The organism is Cupriavidus sp. BIC8F (genome assembly GCF_032465815.1).
Lineage (GTDB): Bacteria > Pseudomonadota > Gammaproteobacteria > Burkholderiales > Burkholderiaceae > Cupriavidus > Cupriavidus necator.
The window spans coordinates 2,208,888-2,229,293 of the sequence record NZ_CP136094.1 but is presented as its reverse complement, the minus strand read 5'-3'; the positions used below and the strand labels follow the sequence as shown (position 1 = coordinate 2,229,293).

Genomic DNA, 20,406 nt, shown 5'->3' with positions numbered 1-20,406 from the left:
CCCGCGCCCCGTTGGGCACCCGGGGCCTGGCCCCGGTGCCGCACCGGCCTGCAAGGCTGCAGGCGGGCGGCGGTCTGATTCAGTCGCGGATCACGCCAGCATCACTTCGAAGCTGCGGTGATTTCCTTCTCGGCGGCGTCGCGCATCGACTTGCCGACCTGCGGGCCGTACTTCTGCATCATCGAGCCCCAGATCTCCTGGGTCGCCTTGCCCTGGTTGGCCATGAACTTCTGGCCGGTCGGCGACTTCAGAAAGGTGGTCAGGTCCTTGAGTTCCGCCGTCGAGTAGTACTTGCCAAAGGCATCGTAGTGCGCCTGAATCGCGTCCTTGCGGAAGCCATCAGTGCTGAACGCCGAACCGGCACCATCAACCATGCGCTGGACCGCGCCGTTCTTCTTCAGCTTTTCGACAGCGGCCTGCTTCTGCTTGTCGTTCAGGGTCTTATTCTCGACCAGCACTTGTTCCAGCACCAGCGGAGCTTCCTGCTTGGCGCCTTGCTGCCAGTTTTCGGCCTGGCCCTTGACGGCCTGGTCTGCCTGCATGACGGAAAGCAGTTCCTTGATGGCTGCTGTCTTTTCCGCATCCTGCGCGTGGGCATGCTGCGCCATCATGAAGGTCGGAACGAAAGCAGCCAGAATTGCGATACGTCGATAGGTTTTGAGCATTGTGACTCCCTGGTAAATACGTCCGTTTTAGTCCGGACAGCCGCGAGGCGAGTTCCGGCTGGCGTCCTATTGTTGCAACAATTTACGATTTGTCTTACGGATTGGCGTCCGCGTCGGCCCCGGCAGCACCTTCTGCGCCGTCGGCATCTTCAGCCTCTTCGCCACCGGCGCCGTTGTCGGCATCACTTTCGACGATGCGCTGCAGCCCGGACAACTTGGTGCCTTCGTCAACGTTGATCAGCGTGACACCCTGCGTGGCGCGGCCCATTTCGCGGATTTCGGCCACGCGGGTACGGATCAGTACGCCACCGGTGGTGATCAGCATGATCTCGTCCTCGGGCGAAACCAGTGCTGCCGCCACCACACGGCCATTGCGCTCGCTCGTCTGGATCGCAATCATGCCCTTGGTGCCGCGGCCGTGTCGAGTGTACTCAGCAATGGGGGTACGCTTGCCGTAGCCGTTCTCGGTCGCGGTCAGCACGCTGCCGCGCATGCCCGCCTCAGCCTCTTCGGCGGTCTCGGCCGGCGCCACCAGCATGGCGATCACGGTCTGGCCGTCTTCAAGGTTCATGCCGCGCACGCCGCGCGCCTGGCGGCCCATCGGACGCACGTCGTTCTCGTCGAAGCGCACCGCCTTGCCGGCGTCGGAGAACAGCATCACATCGTGCTGGCCATCGGTCACGGCCGCGCCGATCAGGTAGTCGCCCTCGTCCAGGTCGACCGCGATGATGCCAGCCTTGCGCGGATTGGAGAACTCGGTCAGCGCGGTCTTCTTGACCGTGCCGCGGGCGGTGGCCATGAAGATGAAGTGCTCGGCGTCAAACTGCTTGACCGGCAGGATCACATTGATCTTCTCGCCTTCGGACAGCGGGAACATGTTGACGATCGGGCGCCCGCGCGAGTTGCGCGAACCCTGCGGCACCTCGTAGACCTTCAGCCAGTAGAGCCGGCCGCGGTTGGAGAAGCACAGGATGTAGTCGTGGGTATTGGCCACGAACAGCGTGTCGATCCAGTCGTCTTCCTTCGTCGCTGCCGCCTGCTTGCCGCGTCCGCCGCGCTTTTGCGCGCGGTACTCGGAGATCGGCTGGCTCTTCATATAGCCGCTGTGCGACAGCGTAACCACCATATCCTGCGGGGTGATCAGGTCTTCGGTGTCCAGCTCGGTCGCGTTCATCTCGATCTGCGAACGGCGTTCATCGCCAAATTCGGCGCGGATCGCAGTAAGTTCGTCGATGATGATGGTAGTAATACGCTCCGGCCGGGCCAGGATATCCAGCAGGTCGGCAATTACCGCCATGATGTCGCGATATTCCTGGACGATCTTGTCCTGTTCGAGCCCGGTGAGGCGTTGCAGGCGCATCTGCAGGATTTCCTGCGCCTGGCCATCGGACAGCCGGTACAGGCCGTCCGCCTGCATGCCGAATACCGGCGGCAGCCCGTCGGGACGATAGGAGGCGCGGCCGCCCGGCGTCTCGCCTTCGGCGCGTGCAAGCATGTCGCGGACCAGGGCCGAATCCCATGCCTTCGCCATCAGTTCCTGCTTGGCGATCGGCGGAGTCGGTGCGGCCTTGATGATGGCGATGAATTCGTCGATGTTCGCCAGCGCCACGGCCAGGCCTTCCAGCACATGGCCGCGCTCGCGCGCCTTGCGCAGCTCGAACACGGTGCGGCGGGTGACGACTTCGCGGCGGTGCGCCAGGAAGTACTCCAGCATCTGGCGCAGGTTCAGCAGGCGCGGCTGGCGATCGACCAGCGCCACCATGTTCATGCCGAAGGTGTCCTGCAGCTGGGTGTTCTTATACAGGTTGTTGAGAACAACCTCAGGCACCTCGTTGCGCTTGAGCTCGATCACCACGCGCATGCCGGACTTGTCCGACTCGTCGCGGATGTCGGAAATGCCCTCGACCTTCTTTTCAGTGACCAGTTCGGCGATGCGCTCAAGCAGGGTGCGCTTGTTGACCTGGTAGGGCAGCTCGTCGACGATGATGGCCTGGCGCTGGCCGCGGTCGATGTCCTCGAAGTGCGTCTTGGCCCGCATCACCACGCGGCCGCGGCCGGTGCGATAGCCTTCGCGAACGCCCTGGATGCCATAGATAATCCCGGCGGTCGGAAAATCCGGCGCCGGAATCAATTCAATCAGTTCATCCACCGTGGCCTGCGGGTTGCGCAGCAGGTGCAGGCAGCCGTCAACGATTTCATTCAGGTTATGCGGCGGGATATTGGTGGCCATGCCCACCGCAATACCGGACGAACCGTTGATTAGCAGATTGGGAATACGCGCCGGCAGAATCGAAGGCTCTTTTTCAGAGCCGTCGTAGTTGCTGTCGAAATCGACGGTTTCCTTGTCGATGTCGAACAGCATCTCGTGGGCGATTTTCGCCAGGCGGATTTCGGTATAACGCATGGCCGCGGCGTTATCGCCGTCGACCGAACCGAAATTGCCCTGGCCGTCGACCAGCATGTAGCGCAGCGAGAAATTCTGCGCCATGCGGACGATGGTGTCGTAGACTGCGGTATCGCCGTGCGGGTGATACTTACCGATCACATCACCGACGATACGGGCCGACTTCTTGTAGGCCCGGTTCCAGTCGTTGTTGAGCTCGTGCATCGCAAACAGCACGCGCCGGTGCACCGGTTTCAGGCCGTCCCGCACATCAGGAAGCGCCCGGCCCACGATCACGCTCATGGCGTAATCAAGATAGGAGCGGCGCATTTCCTCTTCGAGGGAGACCGGAAGGGTTTCTTTTGCGAATGGATCCATTGCGGCGTGGTTTATGCGGCAGGTTTAAGCGAATGACAGGCCCTTTAGCGCGCGGCACAGAGGGCGCCTGACGGCTGGGCAACGTGCCATTCTAACATGCCGCCACCCCCCGCCTCCCGCTCTCCGGACAGCCCTTGCGCACACCTCCCGAGGCCCTGACTGAAACCCGGAATCCCTGATGCCACAAGGCTTTGCGGGCGACACAAGACCCATGTTGCACAAACACCACAGGCCCAAAACCCATGCGGCGAATCGAATATATTTACTTCTTAGGAAACGACCCTTGTGGCACAATTCCCCAGCGAAGAGCCAGACATTGTTCGAAGTGGAGCATCCACCACATCGAGAATGTTATACTCCGAAGAATGTATGACTTGTTTTCGTCCATTTGCTCGCAGTAACCCTGCGGTGATCTCATCCTGAGAGGAGAAATATGAAAAAATTTGCCAAGCTCGCGCTCGTTGCAGCTACCGCAGTAATGGCTGCATCCGCTCAAGCTCAGTCCGTCCCTTATGAAAAGAAGGCAGTGAACGACAACTGGGGCAACGGTACGAGCGAGTACGTGTGGAAGAATGGCACGAACGAGCTCTGCTGGCGCGACAGCTCCTGGACCCCGGCCACGGCCAACGCGCTGTGCGACGGCGCCCTGGCCCCGGCCGTAGCGGCACCGGCACCGGCTCCGGTGGCCCCGCCGGTCGTCTCGAGCGAGAAGGTCACTTTCGCTGCTGACACCCTGTTCGACTTCGACAAGGCTGTCCTGAAGCCGGAAGGCAAGGCCAAGCTGGACGACCTGGTCTCGAAGCTGCAAGGCATCACCCTGGAAGTCATCATCGCCGTTGGCCACACCGACTCGTTCGGTTCGGACAAGTACAACGATCGCCTGTCGATCCGCCGTGCTGAATCGGTCAAGGCCTACCTGGTGAGCAAGGGCGTTGAAGCCAACCGTGTCTACACCGAAGGCAAGGGCAAGCGCCAGCTGAAGGTCGACCCGAAGTCGTGCAAGGGCAACCGCAAGTCCCAGATCGCCTGCCAGCAGCCGAACCGCCGCGTGGAAGTCGAAGTGGTCGGCACCCGCAGCGCACGTTAATCGGATTCCTTCCGATGAAAAAAGCCCAGCGCAAGCTGGGCTTTTTTTTTGGTACAGTTGCCCGGACTGTCCCTCTCTTCCCTTCACACCGCCGGTGCGGCTAGCTCCGCCGGCCCCGCATACGATGACGTTGCAATCGCAAACCCTTTCCGCATCCGACGCCGCCAATCAGGACCTGCCGCGCCGCAATGCCGATCCGAAGGAAATCGACAAGTTCAGCGAACTGGCCCACCGCTGGTGGGACCCGGAAAGCGAGTTCAAGCCGCTGCATGAGCTGAACCCGCTGCGCCTGGGCTGGATCGACGGCATCGCCGACCTGGCTGGCAAGCGCGTGGTCGACGTGGGTTGCGGCGGCGGCATCCTGTCCGAAAGCATGGCGCGCCTGGGCGCCACGGTGCGCGGTATCGATCTCTCGACCAAGGCACTGAAGGTGGCGGACCTGCACAGCCTGGAGTCCGGCGTTGCCGTGACCTATGAGGAGATCGCCGCAGAAGCGCTGGCCGCGCGTGAACCGGCCAGCGTGGATGTGGTGACTTGCATGGAGATGCTGGAACACGTGCCCGATCCGGCGTCGATCGTGCAAGCCTGTGCCACGCTGGTGAAGCCAGGCGGCTATGTGTTCTTCTCGACCATCAACCGCAACCTGAAGGCCTACCTGCTGGCCATCGTCGGCGCGGAATATGTGCTCAACATGCTGCCGCGCGGCACGCACGACTACGACAAGTTCATCACGCCCTCCGAGCTGGCGCGTTTTGCCCGCCAGGCCAGGCTGGACCTGGTGGAAATGCGCGGCATGACCTACAACCCGCTGTCGCAGGTATATGCGCTGGGCCGCGACACCGATGTGAACTACATGATGGCGTTCCGCCGGGTGGCAGCATGACGGGCGGCATCGCAGGGGTCTTCTTCGACCTGGACGGCACGCTGGCAGACACCGCGCCGGACTTGGCGGCTGCCGCCAACCGGCTGGTCGTCGAACGCGGCCAGGCGCCGGTAGCCTATGAAAAACTGCGTCCCGTCGCCTCGCACGGCGCACGCGGACTGCTGGGTGCAGCCTTCGGCCTGCGCCCCGAGGATGCTGAGTTCCCGGCCCTGCGCGACGTCTTCCTCGACTACTACGAGGCCGACATCGCGGTCCGCACGCGCCTGTTCGACGGCATGCCGCAAGTGCTGGCCGCGCTCGAGGCTGCGGGCATCCCGTGGGGCATCGTCACCAACAAGATCGCACGCTTCACCGTGCCGCTGGTCGCCGCGATCGGCCTGGCCCCGCGCGCCAGCGCCGTGGTCAGCGGCGACACCACGCCCCACGCCAAACCGCACCCCGCCCCGCTGCTGCACGCCGCGGCAAGCGCCGGCGTCGACCCGCGCCAGTGCGTCTACGTGGGCGATGACCTGCGCGACATCCAGGCCGGCAAGGCCGCCGGCATGATCACCGTCACCGCCGCCTACGGCTATTGCGGCGACGGCGAACCGCCCGAGACCTGGGGCGCCGACCACCTGATCCGCCACCCGGCCGAGCTGATCCCGCTGCTGGTGCCCGCCGCGGTCGCCTGATTGTGTGGCAGGGGTATCCTGACGTGCCAGGAACTCCCCGGGACAGCTTGCGTCCAACCGGGTACAATCCAGCTTCCTCACTGGGGCCGACCTGGTTTCGACGTGGGTTACAAAGCAGTGGAGGGCATACCGAGGACCCGTCACCTCGTTAATCAATGGGAATGCAATAACTGCTAACGACGAACGTTACGCACTGGCCGCTTAATTGCGGCCGTCCTCGCACTGGCTCGCTGACGGGCTAGGGTCGCAAGACCACGCGAGGTCATTTACGTCAGATAAGCTCCGGAAGGGTCACGAAGCCGGGGACGAAAACTTAGTGACTCGCCGTCGTAGAGCGTGTTCGTCCGCGATGCGCCGGTTAAATCAAATGACAGAACTAAGTATGTAGAACTCTCTGTGGAGGGCTTACGGACGCGGGTTCGATTCCCGCCGGCTCCACCAGTATTCAGTCCGATACAGTACCTGCAGGCCTAGAAACCCGCGAAAGCCCCAAGGCTTCGCGGGTTTTTCTTTGGCAGCCGGATCCACCGCTATCTGTTTTCCAGGACGCCGCCTTTGCAGTTGTTTGCAGTCATGTCCCCAGCCCTGGCCTACGCTGGAATTGCTGCAGGCCAGGCCACGCACGGCGTCAGCATCACAGTGCTCCACAGGCGGACTGGCCTGGCACCGGCTGCCCGTTGCCAGGCCCTTTCTCCACGCCCGCGCGACCGCACATCGTCCACAAGAAACGGAGTTGGCGATGCCAATCAAGTCCATCGAGATCATCCTAACGCGAGACGCGCAGTGGGCCCTCGAATACGACCCCGATAACCCGGGACCGGTCTACCCGTCCCGCGATGCCGCGATTGCCGCAGGCCTGCAGCTGGCGATGACCCACGATGCCGTCCTGACGATTCACGGCATCAATGACAAATCGGACGCGTTCGATTTCAGGGAATTGCACGCCCCTTTGCTCCATTGATGGCTGGTGCTAGCAGCGCGCAGTGGAAAACGACATCCCCAGAATTGGGGATGCCCGGATCGCGTGGCGGCACCATCATGGCATGCGGGCGTACTGCGACTCGCCCGCTACCACTTGTGGCCCTCGTCCTCCCTGGCCGAGGGCTTTTTCTTGGATGACGCTCCGGTCCAGCGCAGCGTCACCGGGAAGCGCCGCTGGCTCTGGGCGCCGCGCGCTATACCCCCAGCGCCCGGCCATCGCTGCGCGGGTCGTGCGCGCCGCTAAGCTGCCCGCCGGCATCGATCCGGATCGCGCCCGGATGCCCGGCCAGCTGGCTTTGCGCAGGGATCGGGCTCAGTTGATGGCCGCGCGCGGCAAGCTCGCTGAACACCGGCAGGCCGGCATCCTGTTCCAGCTTGAGGCTGTCGCGGCTGTCCGAGAAGGTCTTGCCCAGCAGGAAGCGCGGGCGGCGCAGTGCCGTCAGCGGATCCATGCCGTAGTCGATCATCCGTGTCAGCACCGCGGCCAGTGTCTGCGGCTGGCCGTCGGCGCCTTGCGTGCCGTACAGCAGGTGCGGCCGGCCCTGCTTCAGGTAGATGCCGGGGTTGAGGGTATGGAATGGCCGCTTGCCGCCGCGCAGCACGTTGGGGCTGGCGGGATCGAGGCTGAACGATGCGCCGCGGTTATGCCAGAGCACCCCCGTGTCGCCGACGACCAGGCCGCTGCCCCAGTCGAAATAGACGGTCTGCAGCATGCTCACGCAGCGGCCCTCGCGGTCGGCGGCGCCGATGTAGACCGTGTCGCCGGGCTTGAACACATGCGGCCACGCCATGGCGCGGTCCATGCGGATGCGGCGCGCGTGGGCGTCGAGATTAGACCTGGACAACAGCCGGTCCAGCGGCACGTCGACGAAATCGGGATCGGCGACGTAGCGGTTGCGGTCCAGGAACGCCAGCTTCACCGCCTCGACCAGCAGGTGGTAATAGTCCGGGCTGCCTTCCGGGATGCCGGACAGATCGAACCGATCGAGGATGCCCATGATCTCCAGCGTGGTCACGCCTTGCGTGGGCGGACGCAGGCCGAGCAGTTCGCCGTCGCGGTAGGCGACGCGCAGCGGCACTTCTTCGCGCGCCTGGCATCGCGCCAGGTCCTGTTCGCGCAACGGCGAGCCGGCCCTGGCCAGCCCGGCGGCAAGGCGACCTGCGAGGTCGCCTTCATAGAATTCGCGCCCGCCCTGGGTCGCCACCCGGTCCAGGGTGCGGGCCAGTTCGGGCTGGCGGAATATTTCACCGGGCCTGGGTATGCGGCCGTCTGGCATGAAGACCTGTCCGAAGCCATCCCAGCCTGACAGGTCCGCCGAGCGGAACTCCTGCCAGAAGCACTGTGACGGCGTGACGGGGAATCCGTTGGCGGCGTACTCGGTGGCCCGCGCCAGCAACGCCGACCACGACTGCGTGCCGCCCCACTGGTCCCGGCTGAAGGCGAAGGCGCGGTCCCAGATCGCAACGGTGGCGGCGGCAGTGAGGGCCGCTGCCGGGCCCCGCAGCGGAATGGTGCCGGCATAGCCCGAGGTCTCGGACGCAGCCTGGCCGATGCCGGAGAACGTGCGCACATTGCCGCCGCGGTCGCTGACCACCAGGAAGGCGTCGCCTCCCAGGCCGGTAAAGTGGGGGTATGTCACGCTCAGCACCGCGCCGATGGCAATCGCCGCCTCGATGGCGTTGCCCCCGGCCTTCAATACCTCCAGCCCCGCCTGGCTGGCCAGTCCATGCGGGCTCGTGACCATGCCCGTGGACGAATTCGCCAGCCCCGCGCGCCCGGACTGCGCCGGCTCCTGCGCCAGTTCCTGCCCGACGGCAGGCAATACCGTGCTGCCCGCCAGCGCGGCCGACCCGGCCAGGAATGCCCGGCGCGACGTGCCGGTGCAGCAAGGATCCACTTCACTCAGAAATTCCATACCCACTTCCCCCGGATACGCGGCGGCCGGCCGACGCTGGCAGCCGCGATAACGATTCGATGATGGCGCCGGGTCACGCTGCGCCTGGCACGCAAACCCGGCAGGACGCGTCGGCTCAGGCCTCGGTCTTCCAGCCCTGCCATGGGCGTTTGGCAACGGATTCCGGCGCGGCGTAGTGATGCTTGATCCAGGCATAGGCCGGTCCGAGCGCATTCATGGCGATCACCGCGCCGAGCGCGGCAACGGGATCGCCCGGCACCGGGCCGAAGCCGCCGAACAGCGTTGCAAAATACGAGGCAAAGCCAAAGAACATGCCGGGGATGAAGCGCAGCATGACGAACACGCGCGCGAGGTACATCATCGAAGCGTTGAGCGTGAACAGGATCACCATCTCCGCCACGATCAGCGCAGGGCCGGAGAACTGCTCGGCTGCCTGGCGGAAGCAAAGCACGATGACAAAGGCAAAGAGCGAGCCCACCGGCAGCGTCGGCCAGATCTTCTTCAGGTTCTCCGGCGTGGGACCGCCCATGGCAAAGGTCGCGGCCCAGCTGATGAAGATGGCCCATGGCGGCAGGTGCGAGGCATGCGCGGCGATGGGAACAGTGGTGATGGCAAGCAGTGAGGCCACGACTTCGGCAGGCAGCTTTCTCATGATCAACTCCTTGATGGACGGGGAACGGGCATTGCTGTCAGTGCGGGCAGCACCGGTGCCGATGGATCTCGCAGCGATGCTGCGTGACCACGGTGATCTTGCCGCGCTTCACCACCCAGAGCCGCGGCGGGATGTCGATCAGCGCATCGGCCACCTGGAAGGTATCGAGCACGACCAGGTCCGCCTGGCGCCCTACCTTGAGGCCATAGGTGTCGTGCAGGCCGATCGCGCGCGCGGCGTTGTGCGTGCCCATGTCGAGCACCGCGAGCTGGTGTTCGGGCACGCCGAACTGGGCCACGTGCGCCAGCATGTTGCCGATCTGCAGCATGTCGGCCTTGCCAAACGGCGTGAAGGCATTGCGGATATTGTTCGAGGAATACGCCACGTTGACCCCGCCGCTGTGCAGGGCCTTCACCGGCGCCAGTCCACGGCGCTGGTTCTGGACGTCCTTGCGGCCGCCGAGATAGAGATCGGTCGCGGGCAGCGTGACGATGCTGATGCCGGCCTCGCGGATCTGCTCGATCAGCGGCTGCAACTGCGCCGCGTCAAGCGCGCCCAGGCTCGTGACATGGCCCAGCGACACGCGCCCCTGGTAGCCGGCTTCGATGGTCTTCTGCGCGATATATGACACTGCGGCAAAGCGCTGGTCGCCGGTGTCGTCGGCAAAATCGGCATGCATGTCGACCGGCGCGTCATAGCGTTGCGCCAGTTCGAAGACCATGTCGATATGGCTCATGGTGTCGGCCCAGCTCAGCTCGTTGTAGGGGCAGCCGCCGACCACATCGGCGCCCATGTCCATGGCCTCAGTCATCAGCTCGCGGGTGCCCTGCGATTTCAGGATGCCCTCCTGCGGGAAGGCCACGATCTGCAGGTCGAGCAGGTCGTGGTACTCCGATTTCAGTTCAAGCAGCGTCTCCACCCCGATCAGCCCCTGGATCAGGTCGACATCGGGATGGGCGCGGATCGCCACCGTGCCGTTCCTGACCGCCATGTCCAGCACCTGGCGCGAACGGTCCAGCACATCCTGGCGCTGCTGCTTGCTTTTCAGGATGCCGGTGACGCGGATGGCTTCGTCCAGCGTGCCGAAGCGCGCCGGCAGGCGGCCGTGCAGCAGCGCCTTGTCCAGGTGCAGATGGGCTTCCACTAGCCCCGGGATGACCGCGCGGCCGCCGGCCTCGATCACTTCATGCGCCGGCACGTCGATGCCGGGCTCGATGGCGGCGATGCGGCCGTCGCGGATGGCGATATCGGTCAGGGGCGCGTCGTCGCGAACGCAGGCGTCCCGGATCAGCAGATCCAGCTGCATGGCTTGTCTCCTCAGGTCTTGTTATGCCGGCGAAGTCAGGGCTTCGCTACCTGAAGCGTAGGTGCCGGGGCGGCATCACTGCATCAGGATTGGCTGAATTCGACCTAAGGATTTTCCTAGACGCACCGCAGCAGACTAGGCGGCGTCCCCGGCTTCGGCGAGCAGGCCGTGGCGAATGGCGTAGTGCACCAGCCCGGCAGTCGAAGCGATATCCATCTTGCCGAGGATATTGGCCTTGTGGGTGCTCACCGTCTTGGCGCTGAGCGACAGCGCCGCGGCGATCTCGTTGATGCCCTGCCCCTCGGCCAGCATCTGGAACACCTGCAGTTCACGCGCCGTCAGGCGTGCATGCGGCAACATGGCATCCGGCTGCCGCGCCTGGCTGACGAGCTTGTCGGCAATCGCCGGCGAGACCGCGGTACCGCCGCGCGCCACCTTGCGGATGGCACCAAGCAGCTGGTCGGACTCGACATTCTTGGTCAGGTAGCCCGCCGCGCCCGCGCGGATAGCCTGCACCGCATACTGCGACTCGCGGTACATGCTCAGCACCAGGATCGGCAGCGCCGGATGGCTGGCCCGTATCTGCTGGATCAGCAGAATGCCGCTGCGCCCCGGCATCGACATGTCCAGCAGCAGCACGTCCGGCGCCTGCGCGCGCAGCAGCGCCAACACTTCGCTGCCGTCGGCGGCTTCGGCCACCACCTGCATGTCGGGCACGGTGGAGAAGATCTTCTTGAGCCCGTCGCGGATGATGGTGTGGTCGTCTGCAAGCATCAGGCGGATCATCTTGCCCCTTCGTTGCCGGCAGCGCCGGCATTGGGGATCTGCGCCTCGACCCGGGTGCCGCCGCCCTTCTCGCTGGTTACCGTCAGCTTGCCGCCCAGCATCAGCGCACGCTCGCGCATCCCCAGCAAACCCAGACTGCGGCGATGCCCGGCCCTGGACGCATCGATGCCGCGGCCGTTGTCGGCAACCACCAGCCGCAAGGTTCCGCCGGCCTCGCTCAGTTCCACCCGCACGCGATCGGCGCGGCCATGACGGCAGGCATTGGTCAGCGCTTCCTGCGCGATGCGAAAGACCGCGGTGCTGAGCTCGGCGCCGAGCTCGCCGACGGGCTGCAGCGCCAGCTCGCAGGCGATGCCGCCACGCTCGGAAAAAGACTCGGCCAGCCACTCGATCGCCGCGGTCAGCCCCAGCTCATCCAGCAGCGGCGGGCGCAGGTCTGCCGCGATGCGCTGCACCGCGTCCACCGTCGAATCCGCGATCTGCTTGAGCATCTGCAAATGCTTGCGGCACGCGTCGTCGGCATCGGGGCCCTGCTGCGCTTCGATAAAGCTCAGACCCAGGCGCAATGCCGTCAGGGACTGGCCAAGCTCATCGTGCAGCTCGCGTGAGATCCGGGTGCGCTCGGCCTCGCGCACGGACTGCAGGTAGGCGGACAACTCACGCAGCTGCGCGCGCGAGTCCAGCAGTTCCTGCTCGGAGCGCTTGCGGTCGGTAATGTCGCGCGAGATGCCGACCGTGCCGACGACCGCGCCGTCCTGGCCTCGAATCGGCATCTTGATCGTATCGAACCAGCGCAGGCTGCCGTCCTGGCCGTGACGGCATTCCTCATAGCGCCGGCGGATGCCGCTGGCCACCACGGCGTTGTCGGTGTCCAGGTAGACCTGCCCCCATTCCTCCGACCACACCTGGTCCGGCGTGCTGCCCACGATCTCGGCCTCGGACCGCCCGCATGCGGCCATGAAGGCGTCATTGACCAGGACGTAGCGGGAGCCGGCGTCCTTCAGCCAGGCCTGGTCGGGTATGTTGTTCAGGATGGCCCGCTGCAGGTCGACATACGTATCCATGACTTCTCCTCGTCGGGCCTGTGCCTTGTCGGCAGGCGCCCGATTCATGACAGACAAGAATCGATTCATGCCTTGCACGCATCAGACGGCATGGCCTGCCTGCAGCCCCTCGCAGACTATAGCCAGCAATCGGCGGCAATGCGCTTGTCGTTTTCCTCAATGGCTGCACGAAAGCGGGAAGTCCGGATCACAGAGCCTTGCGGCACGGTGTGGATCATGGGGTTGTTGGGCAGTTCTTCCGTTCCGGTGGAATGAAATCTTTGACCCAGGATTAAGGCAAGCCTTATGGCTGCCGGAATACGCCACACCTATCGTAGTAGCGTAACTTCAACCGGCATGCCGGAAAGCCGGAGGGCCGGCCCACAACCTGGCCGTTTGTGCACGCCGCGCATGCCATCACGGCGACCCCCGCTATGAACGGAAAACAACTAATCAGCACCCTGCGCCACTGGCTGGTGGTACTTGCTCTTCTTGCGGTCCCGCATTTCGCTCAAGCGGCCTGCACTTCCACGCCGGCAATGCCATATCTGCAGGCACTCAGCAACATGGCAGTCGCCGCCAACCTTGCCGTTGGCAGCACCATTCCCGGAACGGTGCATTACTACTCATTCAGCGGCACCTGTGCCAACGTGCCGCCGTACGTGGTGGCCGGCGCTCCGATCATCTCCTGCTACTACGGCAGCGGCACTGAAGTCATGCCCGGCGTCTATTCCACCGGCGTCGCCGGCATCGGCATCCGGCTGCGCAATGCCTCTGGCCAGCCCATGACGAATGCCGCTGGTGTCTGGTGCGATACCCGCAGCGCGAACCTGGGAAACCTGGACGCAAACCTGAACTATGCCGTGTCGGTATCGGTGGAATTTGTCAAGACCGGCCCGATCACCTCAGGCAATCTCAATCCAAGCCAGACCGAGTTCGGCTTCGGTGTCTACAAGGGCAGCGTGGCCGGCGCGCTAGGCGGCTCTCCCAACAACTACATCGGCTTCTCCGGCAATGTGACCCCCCGGGAAATTGCCTGCAATCTCAACTACCCAACGGTGGTCAACTTGCCGACGATCAGCGCCAGCACGCTCGCGAGCGGGCGCGCGGGTGGCAACACACCATTCGCCATCCAGTTGACCTGCAGCGGCGCGGCCATAGTCGGCATGACACTCGACGGCGCCGCAGGCACACCCGTGGCCTCGGCCGCAACCGGCATACTCGGCATCAGCGGTGGCGGGACGGGCGGCACGGCCAGTGGCGCAGGCGTGCAGATCGTCAATGCGAGCGGCACCGCGCCCGTTCCGCTGCAGGTGCGCAACGCAATGGGCAGCATCGCGCCCAACGTCCCCGCCACGTACCGCTTCGGCGCGCGCTACGTCGGCCTGGGCGGCACGCCCTCTCCGGGGATGGTGTCGAGCGCGATGGTCTTTACCATGGATTATCAGTAGCCCGCATGGAAGCGGCGCGCCGAAGGACTACAATAGCCGGCTGCAGTCCTTGAAGGCTTTCGCCATGTCTGACCATCCCCGCTTCACCATCAACCGTTCCATGGTCGCCCTGGTCCCGGAACAGCCGTTCCTGGACTGGATCCAGGCGGTCGATCCCCAGCCGGTGGCCGGCCTCACGTTAGAGCAGGTGCGCGAGGACCAGAGCGTGTTCCTGCTGCCCGAAGAACTGGCCGATACGCACGACAACGCCGTGCGCTGGGTCGAGAAGCGCTGGCAGGCGTTCTTTGAATTCATGCTGGGCGAGTGGTTCGACGACTCGATGTGGCCCGAAGAACTGTCGCTGCAGATGTTCCGCGAGTGGTTCAGCGTGCGCTACCACTCGATGGTGTTCGACATGGCGCCTGACGCGCCGGTCATGCACGATGACTGGGACGACGAAGACGACGCGTCCGAGATGTTGCACTAGGATCAGGAACCGGGCCGGCAGAGCTCCGGCCCGGGTTTCAGCGTCGCCAGCGACGCCTCAGAGGAAGCGGTCGAGGATCTTGCGGCTGTGCTTGTCCAGCGCCATCAAGTCGCGGATCAGGTAGTGGATGCCGTGCGTATCCGAAATCAGCAGCGTGCTGCCGGCCAGGCGCCGGATCGCCTCTTCACCGCGCAGCACCAGTTCGGTCTGGCCGCGATCGGTCTGCACCGTCCACACGCTAGGAGTGGCGTAGGTCGACACGCCGACGATACGCTCGATCTCCGGCATGAACTCGCGCGAGGCGAGTTCCGCTTCGATCATGTCGCGCTCTGCCTGCGGCAGATCCTCCAGCCGCGGAATCCACACCACCTCATGCCCGTCGGTGCTCATCAGGCCGATGCCGCCCTGCGGCGCGGAAATCGGGAAGGCGCGCACCGGCACCACGCCTTCGTGGATGGTGCCGTCCCCGGCGATCAGGACCAGGCGGCCAAAACGATTGCGATCTAGCGTAAACATGGGCGTCGGCGTGGTGGCGGAGATGTCATTGGGCATTGGCGGCCTCCGGCGTTTCAACGGCTTCGTCCTCGCCATCACCGTCCTCGGTGTCGACATTGCGCGCCTGCGCCTGGTACAGCTTGTAGTACGCGCCTTCGCGCAACAGCAGCTCATCGTGGCTGCCGACTTCGACGATCTGGCCACGGTCCATCACCACCAGCCGGTCGGCCTTGCGCAGTGTCGAGAGGCGGTGCGCGATGGCGATGGTGGTACGGCCCTGCACCAGGTTGTCGAGCGCCTTCTGGATTTCCTTCTCGGTGGAGGTGTCGACCGACGAGGTGGCCTCGTCCATGATCAGGATGCGCGGGTTGATCAGCAGCGCGCGCGCGATCGAGATGCGCTGGCGCTCGCCGCCCGACAGCGCCTGGCCACGTTCACCGACCAGCGAGTCATAGCCGTGCGGCAGGCGCAGGATGAACTCGTGCGCATGCGCGGCGCGCGCGGCGGCGATGATCTCATCGCGCGTGGCGTCGGGCTTGCCGTAGGCAATGTTGTCGGCAATCGTGCCGAAGAACAGGAACGGCTCCTGCAGCACCAGGCCGATATGGCGGCGGTACTCCGACACCGGCAGCGAGCGGATATCGACGCCGTCGACGCGGATCGCGCCCTCGGAAACATCGTAGAAACGGCAGATCAGGTTGACCAGCGTGCTCTTGCCCGAGCCACTGTGTCCCACCAGGCCAATCATCTCGCCCGGCTCGATCGAGAGGTTCAGCCCGCGGATCACCGCGCGGTTGCCGTAGCGGAAGCCCAGGTCGCTCATGTCGATGGCGCCTTCGACCTTGTCCAGCTTCGCCGGGCGCACCGGCTCCGGCACGCTCGACACATGGTCGAGGATGTCGAAGATGCGCTTGGCGCCGGCCGCGGCCTTCTGCGTCACCGAGACGATCCGGCTCATCGAATCCAGCCGGGTATAGAAGCGGCTGATATAGGTCAGGAACGCCACCAGCACGCCCACCGTGATGGCACTCTGCGACACCTGCCAGATGCCGAACACCCACACGATCAGCAGGCCGATCTCGGTCAGCAGGGTGACCGTCGGCGTGAACAGCGACCATACCGCGTTGACGCGGTCGTTGATCGCCAGGTTGTGCTTGTTGGCCTCGCGAAAGCGCGACACCTCGCGCTTTTCCTGGGCAAAGGCCTTGACCACGCGGATGCCGGGGATGGTATCGGCCAGCACATTGGTGATCTCGGACCAGATCCGGTCGATCTTCTCAAAGCCGTGGCGCAGGCGGTCGCGCACCAGGTGGATCATCCAGGCGATGAAGGGCAGCGGCACCAGTGTGACCAATGCCAGCCACGGATTGATCGACACCAGGATCACCGCCGTCATGACAATCATCAGCACGTCGGTGGCAAAGTCCAGCAGGTGCAGTGACAGGAAGACGCAGATGCGGTCACTTTCCGAGCCGATGCGCGCCATCAGGTCGCCGGTGCGCTTGCCGCCAAAGTATTCCAGCGACAGCTTTAGCAGGTGTTCGTAAGTCGTTGTACGCAGATCGGCGCCAATGCGCTCCGATACGCGCGCCAGCAGGTAGGTGCGCGCCCACCCCAGCGACCAGGCCACCAGCGCCGCACCCAGCAGTCCCGCCAGGTACAGGCGCACCAGGCCGTAGTCAATCGGCACCCCGTTCTGGAACGGGATCAGCACCTTGTCCATCAGCGGCATGGTCAGGTACGGCGGCACCAGCGTGGCCGCGGTGGACAGCAGCGTCAGCACGAAGCCCGCCAGCAGCTGCCACTGGTATGGCCGGGCAAAGCGCCACAGGCGCAGCAGCGCCCAGGTCGACGGCGGGGTTTCCAGCTCCCGGCTGCATTGGGGGCACTGCTCCTCGTCCGGCGGCAGCGGCGCCTTGCAGGTCGGGCACAGCACCTCGCCCGCCTCGCCGGCCGGGCGCGCGCCGGCGGCATCGCGCTGCGCTTCGAACTGGTCGGCCAGCCGCAGCGCGGCCGGATTGTAACCAAGCGTATATCGCCAGCTGGCCAGCCGGCCCTCCGGGCCGCTCAGTTCCAGCGCGCCCACGCCCGCGTGGTCGGTGTGCGACAGGCGCAGGGTGGGCCCGATGTTCCATTCCCGCACATTTTTTTCACCGGGAGCCCGGGCAACGATGCGCTGGTCGGTCACAACCAGCCACCCTTGGGTAAAATGCAGCTTCGCGTCGAGGTCCAGAGCCAGTCCGGTCAGGACGGTCTCGCCGGGTCGGAGCCACGATCCGGATTCAGCCCGCCAGGGTTCGTCGGCAGCAGGGGCGGTAGGGACAGGCAGGGAGGACTGGGTCATGGATGGCGCGGCGTGCGTCCAGGGGGTACGGACATAACTTGAAACAAATTTAGGCCGGGCACGCTCTGGCGGCCCGCGAATTCGCCCGCAGTATACATAACGACGAACGCGCGGGTACTCCTGATGCACTGCACAATCACTTTTACACGAAGAAAGTCAACCCGCTCTGTGCTGTAACGTTACTGAAAGGTTAGGCTTCCATTTCTCGGGCGGTTCCGCCCACTGCCTCAAGCTAATTCAATGAAAAAGAAGGACATTGAGATTTTCGATGTCATGTCGCTGCGCGGCCCGAATATGTGGACATATCGGCCCGTCCTGGAGGCATGGGTCGATATCGGGGAACTGGAGGACTTTCCCTCCAACACGATTCCGGGGTTCTACGAGCGCCTGTCGGCCTGGCTGCCATCGCTGATCGAGCATCGCTGCAGTATCGGCGAGCGCGGCGGCTTCCTGCAGCGCCTGAAGGAAGGCACCTGGCCCGGCCATATCCTGGAACACGTGACGCTTGAGTTGCAGAACCTGGCAGGCATGCCCGGCGGCTTCGGCAAGGCGCGCGAGACCCCGGTGCGCGGCGTCTACAAGGTGATCGTGCGTGCCTGGCACGAGGAAGTCACCCGCGTCGCCCTGTTCACCGCCCGCGATCTGGTCATGGCCGCGATCGAGGACCGTCCCTTCGACGTCCCCGCCGCCGTGGACAACCTGCGCCGCCTGGTGGACGAGCATTGCCTGGGCCCCAGCACCGCCTGCATCGTCGATGCCGCGGACGACCGCGACATCCCGGCAATCCGCCTGTCGGACGGCAACCTGGTGCAACTGGGCTACGGCGCGCGCCAGCGCCGCATCTGGACCGCCGAGACTGACCGCACCAGCGCCATCGGCGAAAGCATTTCGCGCGACAAGGACCTGACCAAGAGCCTGCTGGAGTCCTGCGGCGTGCCGGTCCCTGAGGGCCGCATGGTCGATTCCCCGGCGGACGCCTGGGATGCCGCCGAGGACATCGGCGTGCCGGTGGTGGTCAAGCCCTATGACGGCAACCACGGCCGCGGCGTGTTCACCAACCTGATGACCCGCGAGGAAGTCGAGACCGCCTACGGCGTGGCCATCGACGAAGGCAACGGCGTCATCGTCGAGCGCTTCATCCCCGGCAACGAGCACCGCCTGCTGGTGGTGGGCGGCCGCCTGGTGGCCGCCGCCATGGGCGAAACCGCCAGCGTGGTCGGCGACGGCAAGTCGACCATCGACGAGCTGATCGAACTGCAGATCAATTCCGATCCGCGCCGCGGCACCACCGAGGACCATCCGCTGAACCGTGTGCGGCTGGACTCGGCCGCGCGCCTGGAACTGAAGCGCCAGGGCATGGACGCCAGCACGGTCCCGCCCGAAGGCCGCTCGGTGCTGATCCAGCGCAACGGCAACGTCGCCTTCGACGTCACCGACCGCGTGCACCCGAGCGTCGCCGCGCATGCGGCGCTGGCCGCGCGCGTGGTCGGGCTGGACATCGCCGGCGTGGACCTGGTGGCCGAGGACATCTCGCGCCCGCTGGCCGAGCAACGCGGCGCCATCGTCGAAGTCAACGCCGGCCCCGGCCTGCTGATGCATATCAAGCCGGCCGAAGGCACGCCGCGCCCGGTGGGCCGCGCCATCGTCAACCACCTGTTCCCTGAGTCCGATGACGACCAGGGCCGCATCCCGGTGGTGGGCGTGACCGGCACCAACGGCAAGACCGTGGTGGCGCGCCTGGTGGCGCGCCTGCTGCAGCTGTCGGGCAAGCATACCGGCCTGGCCTGCAGCGACGGGCTGTTCCTGGACCGCCGCCAGGTGGAAAGCGGCGACCGCGCCAACTGGGAATCTGGCCATCGCATCCTGATGAACCGCGCGGTCGAGGCCGCCGTGTTCGAGAACGACAGCGGCAGCATCCTCTCCGAAGGCCTGGTCTATGACCGCTGCCAGGTCGGCGTGGTCACCAATTTCGACCAGCCCGACCACCTCGGCGACTACTACGTCGAGGACGAGGACCGCATGTACAACGTGCTGCGCACGCAGGTCGACGTGGTGCTGGAGACCGGCGCGGCCGTGCTCAACGCGCGCGACGAACGCCTGGTGGAGATGGCCGGGCTGTGCGACGGCGACGTGATCTTCTTCGGCCTGACGCCGGAGCTGCCCGCGATCGTGTCGCACCGCGCCGCCGGCAAGCGCGCGGTGTACCTGCGCGAAGGCAAGATCGTGCTGGCCACCGGCAGCAGCGAAACCGCGCTGGTGGACGTGGCCGCGGTGCCGCTGACCTATGCCGGACGCGTCGCGTTCCAGGTCGAGAACGTGCTGGCGGCCGTGGCCGCGGGCTGGGCGCTGGGCATTTCCAACGACCTGATCCGCGCCGGCGTGGTGACCTTCGATGTCGGCCAGGTCGACGTGCCGGGCCGCTTCACGCTGTTCGAGCGCAACGGCGCTACCGTGGTGGTCGACGACGCCCACAACGCGCCCGCGCTGGAAGCACTGGCGACCGCGCTGGAGCGCTTCCCGGCCGAGCGCCGCATGGTGGTCTACGGCGCCGGCGTGCAACGCCGCGACGAAGACCTGGTGCGCCAGGGCAAGGTCCTGGGCCAGCATTTCGACCGCGTGTTCCTGTGCGAGGACCGCAGCGTCAAGCGCGCCCTGCCCGATGCCGAGGCGCGCGCGCTGCTCAAGCAGGGCCTGTACGAAGGCCGGCGCGTGACCAAGATCATCGACGAGGGCACGCGTGCCAGCGCCATTGAAACCGCCCTGAGCCAGCTGGTGCCGGGCGACCTGCTGGTACTGCAGTGCGACGAGGCCGCCACCGGCGCCACCGTCGACCTGGTGCACCACTGGATGGGCCAGCCTGCGCGCCGCGCCTGACGCGGCCCCAAGCTCAACCGCGCAT

The 20,406-nt window shown here is 65.3% G+C and carries 16 protein-coding genes and 1 other RNA gene; 8 read left to right on the top strand and 9 right to left on the bottom strand.

Features of this window, described 5'->3' with window-relative positions:
* Positions 1 to 101 precede the first annotated feature (101 nt).
* Together RS901_RS10390 and gyrA are read right to left on the bottom strand one after the other, a co-directional pair.
* Positions 102 to 665 carry a DUF2059 domain-containing protein gene (locus RS901_RS10390; protein ID WP_114132322.1) on the bottom strand — a complete coding sequence of 188 codons (564 nt, stop codon included), beginning with the start codon at positions 663 to 665 and terminating at the stop codon, positions 102 to 104.
* A 94-nt stretch (positions 666 to 759) separates the two neighbouring features.
* Positions 760 to 3,426: a DNA gyrase subunit A gene (gyrA, locus tag RS901_RS10385; protein WP_316148694.1), complete on the bottom strand. Its 2,667-nt coding sequence runs from the start codon at positions 3,424 to 3,426 to the stop codon at positions 760 to 762.
* Positions 3,427 to 3,859: 433 nt separating this feature from the next.
* Between gyrA and ompA the strand changes: the two genes are divergently transcribed.
* The 5 genes from ompA (at position 3,860) to RS901_RS10360 (ending at position 7,028) form a co-directional block, all read left to right on the top strand.
* Entirely contained in the window at positions 3,860 to 4,513 is a 654-nt protein-coding gene (gene ompA / locus RS901_RS10380) for an outer membrane protein OmpA (protein WP_012352078.1), read from the top strand.
* 124 nt (positions 4,514 to 4,637) lie between these two features.
* Positions 4,638 to 5,396: a bifunctional 2-polyprenyl-6-hydroxyphenol methylase/3-demethylubiquinol 3-O-methyltransferase UbiG gene (gene ubiG, locus RS901_RS10375; RefSeq protein WP_316148687.1), complete on the top strand. Its 759-nt coding sequence runs from the start codon at positions 4,638 to 4,640 to the stop codon at positions 5,394 to 5,396.
* A complete protein-coding gene (gene gph, locus RS901_RS10370) occupies positions 5,393 to 6,067 on the top strand; it encodes a phosphoglycolate phosphatase (RefSeq protein WP_316148686.1) in 675 nt (224 codons plus the stop codon). The genes ubiG and gph overlap by 4 nt, the downstream gene beginning before the upstream one ends.
* 82 nt (positions 6,068 to 6,149) lie before the next feature.
* Positions 6,150 to 6,508, top strand: a transfer-messenger RNA (tmRNA) gene (gene ssrA / locus RS901_RS10365).
* Positions 6,509 to 6,806: 298 nt separating this feature from the next.
* Positions 6,807 to 7,028, top strand: a complete 222-nt coding sequence (locus RS901_RS10360; RefSeq protein WP_316148684.1) for a DUF2188 domain-containing protein — start codon at positions 6,807 to 6,809, stop codon at positions 7,026 to 7,028.
* 214 nt (positions 7,029 to 7,242) lie between these two features.
* On the opposite strand, the gene RS901_RS10355 is transcribed toward RS901_RS10360, so the two are convergent.
* The 5 genes from RS901_RS10355 to RS901_RS10335 all read right to left on the bottom strand — a co-directional run bounded on the left by RS901_RS10355 (position 7,243) and on the right by RS901_RS10335 (position 12,772).
* Positions 7,243 to 8,964: a gamma-glutamyltransferase family protein gene (locus RS901_RS10355; protein ID WP_316148683.1), complete on the bottom strand. Its 1,722-nt coding sequence runs from the start codon at positions 8,962 to 8,964 to the stop codon at positions 7,243 to 7,245.
* A 115-nt stretch (positions 8,965 to 9,079) separates the two neighbouring features.
* Positions 9,080 to 9,616, bottom strand: coding sequence for a DUF1097 domain-containing protein (locus RS901_RS10350; protein ID WP_316148682.1), 537 nt, complete (start codon positions 9,614 to 9,616; stop codon positions 9,080 to 9,082).
* Positions 9,617 to 9,653: 37 nt separating this feature from the next.
* Positions 9,654 to 10,922, bottom strand: a complete 1,269-nt coding sequence (locus RS901_RS10345; protein WP_316148681.1) for an amidohydrolase family protein — start codon at positions 10,920 to 10,922, stop codon at positions 9,654 to 9,656.
* 135 nt (positions 10,923 to 11,057) lie between these two features.
* Positions 11,058 to 11,708 (bottom strand): response regulator transcription factor, encoded by a 651-nt coding sequence (locus RS901_RS10340; RefSeq protein ID WP_316148680.1) that lies wholly within the window; start codon positions 11,706 to 11,708, stop codon positions 11,058 to 11,060.
* Positions 11,705 to 12,772: a PAS domain S-box protein gene (locus tag RS901_RS10335; RefSeq protein WP_316148679.1), complete on the bottom strand. Its 1,068-nt coding sequence runs from the start codon at positions 12,770 to 12,772 to the stop codon at positions 11,705 to 11,707. The genes RS901_RS10340 and RS901_RS10335 overlap by 4 nt, the downstream gene beginning before the upstream one ends.
* Before the next feature lie 413 nt (positions 12,773 to 13,185).
* Here RS901_RS10335 and RS901_RS10330 point away from each other — a divergent pair, with 413 nt between their 5' ends.
* Positions 13,186 to 14,202, top strand: coding sequence for a fimbrial protein (locus RS901_RS10330; protein WP_316148678.1), 1,017 nt, complete (start codon positions 13,186 to 13,188; stop codon positions 14,200 to 14,202).
* Between the two features lie 64 nt (positions 14,203 to 14,266).
* On the top strand, positions 14,267 to 14,668 hold the full coding sequence (locus tag RS901_RS10325; protein WP_316148677.1) for a hypothetical protein: 402 nt from the start codon (positions 14,267 to 14,269) through the stop codon (positions 14,666 to 14,668).
* 57 nt (positions 14,669 to 14,725) lie between these two features.
* Here RS901_RS10325 and RS901_RS10320 read toward each other — a convergent pair whose 3' ends face one another.
* Positions 14,726 to 15,220 carry a DUF1854 domain-containing protein gene (locus RS901_RS10320; protein WP_316148676.1) on the bottom strand — a complete coding sequence of 165 codons (495 nt, stop codon included), beginning with the start codon at positions 15,218 to 15,220 and terminating at the stop codon, positions 14,726 to 14,728.
* Positions 15,210 to 17,507, bottom strand: coding sequence for an ABC transporter ATP-binding protein (locus RS901_RS10315; RefSeq protein WP_316148675.1), 2,298 nt, complete (start codon positions 17,505 to 17,507; stop codon positions 15,210 to 15,212). The genes RS901_RS10320 and RS901_RS10315 overlap by 11 nt, the downstream gene beginning before the upstream one ends.
* A 240-nt stretch (positions 17,508 to 17,747) precedes the next feature.
* Here RS901_RS10315 and cphA point away from each other — a divergent pair, with 240 nt between their 5' ends.
* The gene (gene cphA / locus RS901_RS10310) at positions 17,748 to 20,381 is read left to right on the top strand and encodes a cyanophycin synthetase (protein WP_316148674.1); all 2,634 of its coding nucleotides are present in this window, start codon (positions 17,748 to 17,750) and stop codon (positions 20,379 to 20,381) included.
* Positions 20,382 to 20,406: the final 25 nt, after the last annotated feature.

What these genes read in the sequence shown, in the direction of transcription:
- RS901_RS10390 (WP_114132322.1), bottom strand. Translation starts at nt 665, where the DNA reads ATGCTCAAAACCTATCGACGTATCGCAATTCTGGCTGCTTTCGTTCCG.
- gyrA (WP_316148694.1), bottom strand. Translation starts at nt 3,426, where the DNA reads ATGGATCCATTCGCAAAAGAAACCCTTCCGGTCTCCCTCGAAGAGGAA.
- ompA (WP_012352078.1), top strand. Translation starts at nt 3,860, where the DNA reads ATGAAAAAATTTGCCAAGCTCGCGCTCGTTGCAGCTACCGCAGTAATG.
- ubiG (WP_316148687.1), top strand. Translation starts at nt 4,638, where the DNA reads ATGACGTTGCAATCGCAAACCCTTTCCGCATCCGACGCCGCCAATCAG.
- gph (WP_316148686.1), top strand. Translation starts at nt 5,393, where the DNA reads ATGACGGGCGGCATCGCAGGGGTCTTCTTCGACCTGGACGGCACGCTG.
- RS901_RS10360 (WP_316148684.1), top strand. Translation starts at nt 6,807, where the DNA reads ATGCCAATCAAGTCCATCGAGATCATCCTAACGCGAGACGCGCAGTGG.
- RS901_RS10355 (WP_316148683.1), bottom strand. Translation starts at nt 8,964, where the DNA reads ATGGAATTTCTGAGTGAAGTGGATCCTTGCTGCACCGGCACGTCGCGC.
- RS901_RS10350 (WP_316148682.1), bottom strand. Translation starts at nt 9,616, where the DNA reads ATGAGAAAGCTGCCTGCCGAAGTCGTGGCCTCACTGCTTGCCATCACC.
- RS901_RS10345 (WP_316148681.1), bottom strand. Translation starts at nt 10,922, where the DNA reads ATGCAGCTGGATCTGCTGATCCGGGACGCCTGCGTTCGCGACGACGCG.
- RS901_RS10340 (WP_316148680.1), bottom strand. Translation starts at nt 11,708, where the DNA reads ATGATCCGCCTGATGCTTGCAGACGACCACACCATCATCCGCGACGGG.
- RS901_RS10335 (WP_316148679.1), bottom strand. Translation starts at nt 12,772, where the DNA reads ATGGATACGTATGTCGACCTGCAGCGGGCCATCCTGAACAACATACCC.
- RS901_RS10330 (WP_316148678.1), top strand. Translation starts at nt 13,186, where the DNA reads ATGAACGGAAAACAACTAATCAGCACCCTGCGCCACTGGCTGGTGGTA.
- RS901_RS10325 (WP_316148677.1), top strand. Translation starts at nt 14,267, where the DNA reads ATGTCTGACCATCCCCGCTTCACCATCAACCGTTCCATGGTCGCCCTG.
- RS901_RS10320 (WP_316148676.1), bottom strand. Translation starts at nt 15,220, where the DNA reads ATGCCCAATGACATCTCCGCCACCACGCCGACGCCCATGTTTACGCTA.
- RS901_RS10315 (WP_316148675.1), bottom strand. Translation starts at nt 17,507, where the DNA reads ATGACCCAGTCCTCCCTGCCTGTCCCTACCGCCCCTGCTGCCGACGAA.
- cphA (WP_316148674.1), top strand. Translation starts at nt 17,748, where the DNA reads ATGAAAAAGAAGGACATTGAGATTTTCGATGTCATGTCGCTGCGCGGC.